This is a genomic window from Desulfosporomusa polytropa, assembly GCF_055380075.1.
In genome coordinates, this window is record NZ_AP042400.1 from 3233894 (window position 1) to 3247433 (window position 13540).

Below are 13540 nucleotides of genomic sequence, written 5' to 3' on the forward strand. Positions count from 1 at the left end.
AATGTATCGGTACAGGCAGACGGGGTAAGGCTAGCCGCCCAGCCCTGCATCACGCTGTACTTTATGTTTCTTCGCAAGAAAAACGCAGTAGATAAATCCTGCCAACAGCACCAGATAGCCCATACCAACAAACTGCACACCATTGGCGCCTGCGGCTACCGTGGCACTCCCGAAAACAACAGGTCCCAAAGCTTGTCCAATTTTCCTGATTAGTCCGGATAACGCCAGCGCCTTACCTTCCCCATATTCCTTGGTAGCATCAAGATTAAGATAGAAGGTATTTACCGCAAGAGCGCCAAAGCTCTCGGATATCCCAATAATAAGCAACATAAACAATACTGCTACCAAGCCTGAGAAGCCGGAAATCCAGGAAAATCCAATCAGTCCCAACGCTACCATGGCTCCTGCCAGTATTACATAGTTGGCTTCACCGCGGTGTTTAGCAATATACTTACCTGCCCAGGGGCCAAAGTAGATAATACATATTCCGTACAAAATATACGCCCGGCCCGTGTTGGCTGTAGATACTCCAATTTCGCCAAAATATACCGGAAGAAAGTAATTGATAAACCCGACAGTACAAATAGTGGCGGGAACAATATATAAGAAGAAAGAAGCTACTATATCGGGGTTAGCGAGGAATTTACCCATCTTTGCAACAGCCCCTGTTGTCTGCGGCGGTTGCAAAGCAGCAGGTGCGCTAGCACCTGGCAGCTTCAAGTCAGTCAAATATAACGTCGCCAGCCAGGCAGTAGCAGCAAATAGAGCTACTCCACAAAAAAACACACTTGAATAGCCAATTCGTTCTGCCAGCATAGCACCAAACGCACACCCGCAAGCACTGCCAGCTAGAATGCCAGCACTAAACTGGGAAAAACCAATCGCCTTGCCTGACTTCCAGGGACACTTGGCAATATAACCGCGCAAGGCCATCCAGGCTAATCCATAACCTACCCCAACAACGCACCGCGCCACTACAAATAGATACGCATTCTGCGCCAAGCCTGACAGTATCGCTCCTGCCGAAAGAACCCCTATCCCAATCCTAAACGGCAAGCGCCAGCCTTTTTTATCAATAATAATGCCGGCAATAACTGTGGTAATCCCGGCAAACAACATTTCACCGGTTATGGGAATACCCATGGCAACCTTCGGTGATAACCCCATTCCTGCATTATATAAATTCTTCATATGCAGCGGAACAAAGGACAAGGACATATCTGTACCAATAAACATCAGAAAGGTAACCGGACGAATAAACTGCAAAATACTGGAACCATCATCCTGCTCGCCTTCATCGCCTTGCAGCTTACGTTTAATGGCCATGGTAAACAAGTTAACTAATTCATACATCAGAAAAAAGGCAATAGCACCGACTGTGGCCATATCCAAAATGATATTATTCACTTTTCCTTGAATATAGGCACCTGAAGGAAGGAGGGATAAGGTACGTTCTGTTCCTTGCTTGTCTTTATTTAGGATAATATCAGCTTTATGCTGCTTATCATTTTCTGAAAGAGCCAAATCATTTACTGACGTTTTATAAGATACCTGTCCATGGGAATCAGTAATGTACATATTATCCAGTTCAGGCACTGTACTGATTACATTCCGCATATAGTCTTCAAGACCAACTAGCCTGTCAAAGGATATGCCCTTGGTGGTTACATGATTAATATCTTCCGCCAGACTGTGGGCAACAAGCTGGAGATTGCGCACTACCATTCCCTCATAGGCAGTCTTAAACAAACTCACACTATAGACACCATAGACTAATTGAGCTACTCCAAAACATACACAGATTACCGCAAGCAGCCGTTTCTTTTCAATATGTCCGGCACTACTAATGACACTCATTTTTTGCAAACCGATTTCAGTGCAAACGATTGTCAGAACAACAATCATCGCCATAATCGCAACAAGTTTCCAAATATACGGGTCCATATGCGCTTGAAACACTATTTCCGGGAAAACCATGTCCAGGCCGCCAATATAACTTCCCTGCTTATCCCTGATAGGCACAACAACATGATACTTATCCTGTTCATGGGTTACGAAAAAATCGCGATCCTGTTTCGCCTGATGTACATTGAAATCATTCATCACCGTGGCAGAAAGTACTTCGTCCTTAATTTTTTCTTTAACGCCATTTTTATAGAGAATCTGCCCATCTGCCTGGGCTACACGCACTTCAGCAACCTCGGGAATACTGGTTTTCATACTGTCCAATATTTCCGTCATACCTAAAAAGTTATTGAGCGGCTTTCCATAGCGCACCGAATACTCAATATTTCTATGGCCCTGGAGTGCTATCACTTTATAGCCTGCTGCCAACGATTCGCTATACCCTTTCTTAAATGAAGCGATATTTAATAAACACCCAAATCCTATCGTAATCAATACCAGCACAGCCGCCGCCAACAAAATAAGCCGCTTTGGTCTTTTGTACAGCATATCTACCCGCTCCTTATTCCCTGATAATTACCACACTATTCTCCTACAGCACTAACTCTGTGCCAACTACAGTCGATTATGTTGAATTTCTTGATACACTTGGTCGGCAGTAAGAAGAATAGTAAACGGCGGAGCATATCCAATCATATCAGCAACTTGTAAATTAAGAGTAATACTTGGTGGTGTTATAAACGCCTGGTTGACACTGCGCGGCTTAGCGCCATTGAGCACCTTAGCAATAGCTTCCGCATCGAAAGCTCCGACAATTTCAAAATTTGCAATAGATACTGCCATTAAAGCACCATTTGGAACATACCTGGCTGTAAAGGAAAAAGTCGGTATCTTTTTCTTAATAATTGGCGCTACCACTTCTGGTAAACGATCCTCGCGCAGCTTAGTACGTGAAGTAATGTATATGGCGTCAGCTTGCTCGGCAACTTTGTCATAGGCCTGACTTAATGCCTGATGGTATGCATCTGGATCGGCTATATTTTCATTAAAATATTCTGCAACAACCTCAAATCCTTGCTCTTTAGCAACTGCCTCAATATCATCCACAACAGCTAGTGCTCTGCCAGTAGGGGTATTTTCATAGACAATCCCCAGTTTTTTGAAGTTGAAAATATCATGAAACAGTTCTATCTGCCGTTTGTAACGATCTGGCTCGCAATGGGCCCACACATGATCACGACCTGAATCCTCATTTGACTGCACAATCTTGGCTTTAACGGCGTCAGTAGTAGAAAAGACCATAACTGGAACAGAATGTGAATCAGTAGCCAAATCCTGTCCGGCAGCAGTACCCATAGCAAGCATTAAATCAATATCTTTTTTCTGACTTAGCCGCGCTAGCAGGTTTTCCCTGATTTCCGGCCGCGCACCTTCATTGTTATTAAAACTATAAAATCCGTCGTCAACAAACTGAATATACTTTCCGGTATTACGTGCCGCAAGCCATTTCCACATAGTACGGGAATCACTATTAAAGGGACAGTCCTCCACACCTTCAAGCCAGCCCATTTTATTTAAGGCTTTAATAATATTGCCAAAAACAATTGTGTAACTGGAATAGTTGCCTGCTTCGTAATAGCCAATACGCCATTTCTGACCGTTGTTGGTATTAGGGTTGGAAGATATGGAATCATCTGCAGCTGTTGCCCATACCATACTGCAGACCATCGTGATTAGCATCATGACGGCAATATGTTTCATCTTCATTTTCATTCTCAGTACTACCTCCTTATGCTTACTGTTTTTTTAGCAATGTGTTGGTGACTATCTTAGCCACTTTATCTGCCTGTTCTCTGACAAACATATGCCCACCAGTGATTTTCACCATAGTGCACAGTCCCTGTGTATACTGCTGCCACTCGTCAGCACCAGACACCGCCTCATAACCTTCGGCTGTTCCGTTCAATATAGTGATATCGCAGGGTAGTTTTTCTTGCTGACTCCGCGAAGTTCTTGCCCCGTAGGAGTCTATTAAGCTATAATCAGCCCGCAAAACCGGTAACGCAGTTTGCCACATATCGTTAGCGGCGGCATCCTGCCCCAGCCGGTCTTCCTGCCAATTAATTAATTTTTTCAACTCAGTATCAGACAACTGGCTGACGCCTTGCTGCTGGAGTTTTTCCGGGGTCACGGTACCTGATAAAAAGAGGTGTACTGGTGGCGGACAGCCTGCAGCTGTAAGTTTACACACCAATTCATACCCCAATAATGCACCAAGACTGTGCCCGAAAATAGCATAAGGCACGCCATTCAGCCATGGTTCAGTCGACTTATAGATATCTTCAAGTACCATCTCAAAATCATGTTGAAGCGACTCCTGAAACCGTATTCCCCTGCCTGGTAATTCAAGCATACAAAGCTCAATATCTGGAGCCAGGTGTTTATCCCAAGAAGCGTACACAGCAGCCGATGCACCGGCAAACGCCAGACAAAATAAACGTAATCTAGGCTTAGTAGTACTGCCGTCACCTTGAGCAATCACTGAGCTAGGCAGCCACTTAATCCGGCTGCTTGAGGAAATTACCGCAGGCAATGCAGTCTGACTATGGCTATACCGCTCACTCAAGCTGGCAATTGTCGGATATTTAAACAAATCGGCAACTCCGATGGTACGCCCTAGGTCGGCTAGCTTAGCTGCTACAAGAATGGCCTTAAGTGAATCGCCGCCAATCTCAAAAAAGTTATCATCCACCCCAACCTGCCCCACTCGCAATACAGCCTCCCACGCTGTAGCGATATCACGCTCAACCTCGTTTCGTGGTTCTTGATAAAGTGTCGAACAAGCGCCGCCTTGCTCCGGTGATGGCAAAGCCTGGCGGTTTACCTTGCCATTAGGCGTCAATGGTATTGTCTCAATTTTTACAAAATAAGAAGGAATCATATACTCAGGTAGTGACTGACTCAGGTAATTTCTAAATTCAGTTGTTGTTATGTGACCTGCAGCAACATAATAGGCGCACAAACATTTCAGGCCCGCACGATCAATTTTATCTACCACTACAGCTGTTTTCACCGCAGGATGGTTAGCAAGACAAGTTTGAATTTCTCCCAATTCAATTCGATAGCCGCGTATTTTTACCTGTTCATCCTTCCGGCCAATAAACTGAATTTCCCCGGTTTCTGTCCATTTAGCCAGATCGCCGGTACGATACATCCGCGTTCCCGGTACAAACGGATTTGGTACAAATTTTTCAGAGGTAAGTTCATCACGGTTTAGATAACCGCGCGCCAGACCGTTACCGGCAATACACAGTTCTCCTACAACGCCGATCGGCTGCAGCGCATTATATCTGTCAACTATATACACCTGTGTATTGGCAAGCGGCCTGCCCAGCGTAACCGGCTGGCTGCTATTCACCTTTTTAATCAGCGACCACACCGTCGTTTCTGTCGGACCATAAATGTTATATACATTACATTCTCCCGCTTGGCTCAATTTGTCCTTAAGCGCAAGGGGAAACGGTTCAGCGCCGACAATCAGCTCCCCGACTGTTTTTACGCAATCAAGTCTGTTGCCTTCATGCAGCAGAGCTAGGCGAGCGGGGGTGATTTGCATAATATCAATGGCCTCATCAACCAGTAGCTTTTGAAAAGCATTAATATCATTTTGCTCTCGCTCACCGGCAATAACGACAGTCATGCCCAAAGCCAACGGTAGCAACAACTCTGGTATCGACATATCGAATGAATAGGTCGCCAACGACACTACCCGCTTACCTGCTGCAAAGCTAATATGTTCAGCAAGCGCCTGCACCAGATTGATTACTGACTGATGTTCAATCATAACCCCTTTCGGTAGTCCGGTCGAACCTGATGTATAGATTACGTAAGCTAAATCCGAACAAGTGCTGCTTACTGCCGGGTTATTGCCTTGGCCTTGGCTAAAACACTCATCTGTAATATTGATCGTCAATCCGTCAAAATTTATAACCATATCCGGCAACGCTTTAGTCAACAGGATTCTTGCTTTGCTGTCTTTCAGTAAGTATTCAATTCTCGCCTTAGGATACTTGGGGTCAATTGGCAGATAGGCTCCACCGGCTTTCAAAATGCCGAGTATCCCAACCATCATCGAGAAGGAACGGTCCACTAATAGGCCGACAATAACATTAGGACCGACCCCCTTTTCTCGGAGAACCTGGGCCAGCAAATTAGCTTGGTTATTAAGTTTTGCATAGGACATGCTCATTCCCTGATAGCTAACTGCCGGTGCTGCTGGTCGCACAGCTGCCTGCTGTTCAACTAACTGATGGATAGTACTTACCGCTGAAGCCGCTATAACTGGATTATTAAACTCGGTAAGAATCTGCTTTTCTTCTGCGACTGATACAAGCTTTAGTTCCGACAAACTGGCTTGCGGCTTGGTAACTATTTGCTCTAGCAGCTGGTTAAAGTGCGCTGCCAGCCGCGCAACAGTCGAACTGGCAAACAGCTCGGTGGCATAGTTAAAACGAAATACATATTGCCCGCCCTGTTCTTCCGCTTCCAGTAGCAAATCCATTTGTGCAACATAGTCTTCAGCCCCCATCACGAGGTTCGAAATCGTAAGACCAGCGGCACTATAACACACTTGAGGATTGTTTTGTAGTAGAAACATACTATCAAACAACGGGTTACGGCCAACCTCTCGTTTAATGGCTAACTCATCCACCAATTGTTCAAACTGATAGTCTTGATTATCAAACGCCGCCAAAACAATATCCTTTATTTCACCTAAATACTGAACAACAGACTTAGATCCTGCCGGCTGACTCCTTAATGCCAGTGTATTGATAAACACCCCGACAACATCCTCGATATCGGCGTGACTTCGTCCTGATGTAACGGTGCCAACAATGATATCCTCCTGTCCACAGTATTTAAACAACAACACGTTAAAGGCGGCTAATAGTACCATAAAATCAGTAGTGCCTGTTGTTTTAGCTAATTTCTTTACTTGAGCAGTCAGTTCACAGCCTATGGAAAACTTTACAACCCTCCCGGAAAAGCTCCTATTTTCCGGTCTGTTGTAGTCGGTCGGCAGTGCTAATACCGGCACTTCCTCTGCAAATACCTGCTGCCAATATTGCTGCTGGGATTTCAGCCGATCAGAGGCTAGCCGTTGATTTTGCCAGGCTGCAAAATCCTTATACTGCACCTTTAGCTCAGGCAAAACTGATATGTATTGCAAGTCGCCCTGCAGCTGGTACAACTTTGCAAAATCCCGGAGTAAAATAGCAATCGAAGCACCATCAGCGATACTATGATGAATATCAACAAGCCAACTATACTGGCCGGTTGCTAACTCCAGCAGCTTGCTACGCATAAGCGGCGCTTGCGTAAAATCAAATGGACGAATGAAAGCCGCCAGCTCTTGTTGGACTACGGCTTCGCTTTTACCTGATACATCCTGATATTCCACCTTACTAATAGCAGTGGGCTGGATTTTTTGCACCAATTCACCCTGGATGACAGCAAACGACGTTCGTAGCACCTCATGCCTGTTTACTAGCTGCTGCAAGGCTTTTTCAAACATTTCTCTATCCAGATCGCCTTCTAGTGAAACTGTAAAGGGAATGTTATAATTTACACCATTATCGGCATACTGCGTCAAAAAGTACATGCGTTTTTGTACTGCTGAGAGTGCATAATAGGGCTGCTCTGGTAGTACAGTTATCAGATCAAAGTCTGCTGTCTGTGACATAAGATATTCAGCCGTAGCTTTAATCGTTGGGCTGGTAAAGAACTGTCTTAGGGAAAGTTCAATCCCCGTCTCCTTATGAAGTCTGGCTAAAAAACTCATGGCTTTGAGCGAATGCCCGCCAAGATCAAAAAAGTTATCCTCTGTATATATCTGGCTGACCCCTAGGAGTTCCTGCCACAGAGTTGTAAGCAGGCATTCGCTACCTGTTTGTGGCAGGGTGCCAACTTCACTGGCATCCACTTCAGGCTCTGGCAAAGCATTACGGTCAACTTTCCCATTAGGGGTTAAAGGCAGATTTTCAAGCTTGACAAAATAGGAAGGAACCATATAGTCAGGCAGCTTTTGACTGACATATTCTCTGATTTTCGCAACCTGCTGCTGTTCTATTGCTGTAAAGTAAGCACAAAGATACTTATCTCCCGACTTATCCTCTTTGGCAGTTACAACGATTTCTTGCATCCCCGGATACTGCAGCAGGCAGGTTTCTATTTCCCCTAATTCAATCCGGTAACCCCGCACCTTAACCTGATGATCGATTCTTCCTAAAAACTCAACTTCCCCATCTGGCCGCCATTTGGCTAAATCGCCAGTTCGATACATTCTTTCAGCAGGGCGAAAGGGATTTGGCACGAACTTCTGGGCTGTTAATTCCGGCCGATTCCAGTAACCCCGTGCCAGCCCTTGGCCACCAATACAGAGTTCTCCCGCTACACCGATAGGCTGCAACTGATCAGTAGGGTCCAAGATATAAATCTGGGTATTGCTTATGGGCTGTCCAATAGTTATTTCCTGATCAGTAAGCTCTTTGACCATCGACCAGACCGTAGTCTCAGTCGGACCATACATATTGTACATTCTGGCAGTGGTCTGCGTCGCTAGTGCCGCGATCAAACTAGGCGAAAGCGCTTCGCCGCCCAGTAAAATATCTGACACATGTGCAAGACAGTCAAGACTATCCGCGTTTTTCAACACTTGGAGCCGGGAAGGTGTCAACTGCACCATCGTAACTTTTTGCTTTACAAGCAGCTGGCGTAGTGCCTCAACACTATGCTGTTCCTCTTCGTTAGCGATGACAACAGTAGCGCCCGCACAAAGCGGCACAAGGGTTTCCAGTACGAAAATGTCAAATGATATTGTAGTCAAATTCAAGATTCTTTGGCCTGGCGAAAAATCGATCCGTTTTCTCATGTCACCAATGAAGTTCAGTACCGACTTATGTTCGAGCATGACCCCTTTGGGCACACCCGTCGAACCAGAGGTATAAATAACATAGGCTAAATCTCCAGGCTGATTAATAATCGCTGGATTTTCTCCCGTCCCGACAAATAAGCCAGTTTTGTCAATAAAAATGCTTTCCACCTGATAATCATGGCTCGCAACGTGTTGGACTTCCGTAATCAGCAGCCCTGCCCCACTATCTTGCAACATGAACCCAATTCGTTGGGCAGGGAAATCCGGATCTAGCGGCAAATAGGCCCCCCCGGCTTTAAGAACAGCCAAAATAGCTATAAGCATTGCCGGTGAGCGCCTAACCATAAGGCCCACAATACGATCCGGCCCAACACCCTGTTGCCGTAGCACGCAGGCTAGCTGGTTAGCTTGCCGATTGAGTTCTGAGTAGCTTAAACAAGTTGTTCCCGCGATAACCGCTGCTGCCTGCGGGGTGACCATGACTTGATTCTCGAATAATTCCTGAATTGTCTGGAAAGAGCAAACACCATCGTACGTATCATTGAACTCATATGTTAACTGCCTTTTTTCGGCCTCAGTAAGCATGCCTATATTGGCAATCTTGACTGACGGGTTAGCTACAACGCTTTCCAAAACTTTTATATAATGCCTAATGAACTTTTCCATGGTCTCACGCCGGAATAGTTCTGTCGAATACTGCACCTTCAGTTCCAGTTCTTCGTCGCTAAATTCAGCCAATAGCGTTATGTCCAGCATGGAAACCTTGTGAAAGGGCGCTAGATCATACGTACTGACAGTCAAGCCAGGGACAAACCAGGTTGGTTTTTCTTCCATAAGAAATAAAGCGTCAAACAGTGGGTTCCGGCTAGCCTCCCGTGTCAGAGCCAACTCTTCCACCAAATCCTCAAACTGGTAATCCTGGTTGGCAAAAGCCGCTAAAAGTGTATCTTGTACCGCAGCTATAAATTCTAAAAATGATTGCTCCCTATCAGGAAAGTTCCTGATCGCTAACGTATTAACAAAAGGACCGAGCATGTTCTGGGTATCACTGTGGCGTCTGCCTGCAGTTGCCGTACCAATAACAATATCCTGCTGTCCGCTATATTTCGCCAAGAGAATGCTAAAACTTGCGAAAAGTATCGTAAATAGCGTAACGCCGGAAGTATGTATAAGACTGTTCAAGGCATTAACTAAACCGTGGTCTACAACCTGACTAACCTGCTCCCCTTGATAATTCCGTATCGCTGGTCGTGGGTAATCCAGCGGCAAATCAAGCAGCGGAACGGCAGCAGCGAACATTTCCTGCCAATACTTCGCCTGTTGCTGTATATCATTATGTTTTTTTTGTGCCTGCTGCCACTGAACATAATCTTTAAATTGAATCGGTAATGCCTTCAGTTCATAGGGCACCTCACCCACCCTACTAGCATATAGCACAAAGAATTCCTTCAATAGCAGCTGAACAGAGATTCCATCAGTAATAATGTGGTGCATGTCAGTAAGCCAAATATAATTATCTAGGCCTGTCTTTACCAGTGCCATTCGCAATAACGGAGCCTTAGCCAATTCAAACGGCCTAATGAAATTTTCTAGTATAGTCGCTAATCTGGTTTCATCTTGTCCTGCATCCAGATGCTGAAAATCAATAACACAATCTTGTTCCATCTTCTGGTTTACTTCATTATTATCTAGTGCAAAGGAGGTACGCAGCAGTTCATGCCGCTTTGTCAGCTGCCGCAGTACTGTTGCAAATACCGTTCTATCCAGCTTGCCACTAATCCGCACCGCTATTGGCACATTGTATACCGTACTGCCGGCCCCCAGCTGATTGAGAAAAAAGAAACGTTTTTGCGCTGGCGATACCGGATACATTGGGTTTTCCAGAACTTTAGTAATAGGTGCTACAAAAGTTTTTCCTTTGGTGTCAGCAATACGTGCCAATTGCTTGACTTCAGGATTGTCAAACAACTCTTTCAATGATAGCGCTATTCCGGTTTCCTTATGAAGCTTTGCCAAAAAGTACATGGCTGTTAATGAATGTCCACCCAAAGAAAAAAAGTTATCATCACGACCAATAAATTGGGTTCTAAGCAGCTTTGCCCAGATGCTTACAATGATTTGTTCAGTATTTGTATCTGGCGCCTGGTACCCGGAGGCAAAGTCGGTCCGGCCTTGTGGCACAGGCAAGGCGGCGCGGTCTATTTTTCCATTGGCTGTCAATGGAATCGCTTCCAACCGCACAAAATACGAGGGCACCATATATTCCGGTAATTGTTGACCTAGATATTGTCTTAGCAGTTCACTAGCCTGTTCTTGGGGCGCGACAAAATAAGCGCACAGAAATTTGTCGCCAGTCTGATCTTCCTGCGCAACAACCACTGCTGCTTGAACACCCGGATATGTAACTAATAAAGTCTCTATTTCCCCCAATTCAATCCGGTAACCCCGTACTTTTACCTGCTGATCGACTCTTCCCAAATAATCAATTTCTCCGTCTGGACGCCATTTGGCTAAATCGCCGGTATGATACATCTGTTCACCCGGCCGGAATGGATTGGGGACAAATTTCTCAGCGGTCAGTTCCGGACGATTCCAGTATCCCCTTGCCAGCCCTTCCCCGCCGATACACAACTCACCGGCAACACCTTCAGGCTGAAGCTCCCTGTTCTCATTCAGAATATAGACATAGGTATTAACTAAAGGACGACCGATCGTGATCTCACAATCTGTGGTAAGTTCTTTAGCTGTTGACCATACCGTGGTTTCTGTAGGCCCGTATAAATTATAAATCCGAGCACAGGTATACTCAACAAGACTTTGCAGCAACAATGGCGGAAAAGCTTCCCCGCCCACCATAATCTCAGTCGTCTGTGATAATATAGCCAGTTCGCCGGTATTTTTTAATAATTGCAGCCGTGAGGGAGTCATCATCACTATCTGAATAGTGTGGGTAGCAAACAGCGCTTTTAACTCTTCCACACTTTGCTGCTCCTGTTCAGTGCCTAGAAGAACAGTTACGCCATTTACGAGCGGAACCCAAATTTCAAATACAGACATATCGAAAGCTATCGGCGCTAATGATAGCAGTGTCTTACCTGGGACAAAATCAATAAGCGCCGTCATGCCTGCAATCATATTGCAGACTGATTGATGCTCAATCATAACACCTTTGGGATTGCCTGTTGAACCTGATGTATAAATCAAATAAGCCAAATTGTCTGGCTGCACATCAACAAGAGCCTTTTCGGTCATGTCCCGAAAGATAGTTTCGTCTGTAATATCAAGTTTCTCACCAGCAAATTGAGTTCCAGTAACGTCCTGTTCTGTAAGTAGCAGTCGCACCCCGCTGTCCTTAAGCATATAGTTAATTCTCTGAGCCGGATAATCCGGATCAACAGGCAGATAAGCAGCCCCGGCTTTAAGTATTCCTAGCATGGCAATCAGAATATGTACTGACCGCCTAAGCATAATCCCAACAACAGCAGCAGGTCCTACCCCGTGTTGTTGTAATAACCAGGCCAATTGAGAAGCTCTGACTTCCAACTCGTGGTAACTCAGTTGTTCTGAGCCAGCTATTACCGCAATCTGGTTAGGAGTTTTTTTAGTTTGTTCTGCAAATAAACCGTGGAGTGTAGTTATTTTCGTTTCTCCCAAATTTTCCACCTCAAAATGCTGACATATCTATCGTTAAATCTTTGCGTGCAAACTGTTCCTCAAGCTTCTTTGCTGCACAATATCGACTTTTATGTGCAAAAATGGCTAATCTATTTCCATTATATCACCCTGGTAAAATCAAAACCTAAAGATTTTTTTAAAAATTACTCCAAATCGCTCATCTTATGTAATAAATTGAGAGGATTATTCTTCCTCACGCAGAAATCACTACTAAGCAAGGAGGTGTGAGGCTTGGCCTTAGCCAACATTCTAGTCGTAGATGATGAAACAGAAATCATTGACATTATTGAACTATACCTAAATAAAGCAGGCTATCAGGTTTTCCGGGCAACCACTGGTGAGATGGCCATTAATGCAGCTGTCCATATGCGACCAGACCTGATCGTCCTTGATATCGTTCTACCAGATATAACCGGGTTCCAGGTCACTACCAAACTTGCCGACCTTGGCTTGAGTGATATCCCGGTGATATTTCTTAGCTGCCGCAACGAAGAGGAAACTATTGTACAAGGCTTACATCTTGGTGATGATTATGTGACCAAACCTTTCAGCCCAAGTGAACTTACAGCACGGGTAGAAGCCCGCTTACGTCGTAAACGAGCAACCGCCAGCCCTTCAGTTGCTGCGGAAAATCAGCAGCAACTGTGTTTTGCCGATCTAGTGATTGACCTGCTAGCCCATAGCGTTCGGATTCGAAATACAGAAGTGCCCCTTTCCACTATCGAGTTTAAGCTATTGTACCTGCTTGTGCAAAACCGCCACCGGGTTTTCAGCACGGAGCAGCTTTATGAGCTGGTTTGGCACGCACAAGGGTTAGATGATGTCCGAACCGTAATGGTTCATATCAGCAACCTGCGCAGAAAATTAGAGATATTTCCTGATAGCAAAGAGTATATTCTTACCGTACGTGGTGCCGGGTACCGCTTTAACCCAACTTTATCCGAAAGCTAAGTCTTTCTTTATAAAACCTTTAACCGCAGGACAGCAATAAACGCTTATACTACGTATATAACACATAATAACACT

At 45.1% G+C, this 13540-nt stretch carries 4 protein-coding genes; 1 reads left to right on the forward strand and 3 read right to left on the reverse strand.

Annotated elements, in window-relative coordinates; translation table 11 throughout:
• Positions 1–30 precede the first annotated feature (30 nt).
• The 3 genes from ACZ449_RS16975 to ACZ449_RS16985 all read right to left on the reverse strand — a co-directional run bounded on the left by ACZ449_RS16975 (position 31) and on the right by ACZ449_RS16985 (position 12493).
• Entirely contained in the window at positions 31–2454 is a 2424-nt protein-coding gene (locus ACZ449_RS16975; protein ID WP_464257246.1) for an MFS transporter, read from the reverse strand.
• Between the two features lie 66 nt (positions 2455–2520).
• Positions 2521–3678, reverse strand: coding sequence for an ABC transporter substrate binding protein (locus tag ACZ449_RS16980; protein ID WP_464257247.1), 1158 nt, complete (start codon positions 3676–3678; stop codon positions 2521–2523).
• A gap of 22 nt (positions 3679–3700) precedes the next feature.
• Entirely contained in the window at positions 3701–12493 is an 8793-nt protein-coding gene (locus ACZ449_RS16985; protein ID WP_464257248.1) for an amino acid adenylation domain-containing protein, read from the reverse strand.
• Positions 12494–12745: 252 nt separating this feature from the next.
• Here ACZ449_RS16985 and ACZ449_RS16990 point away from each other — a divergent pair, with 252 nt between their 5' ends.
• Entirely contained in the window at positions 12746–13465 is a 720-nt protein-coding gene (locus ACZ449_RS16990) for a response regulator transcription factor (protein ID WP_464257249.1), read from the forward strand.
• Positions 13466–13540: the final 75 nt, after the last annotated feature.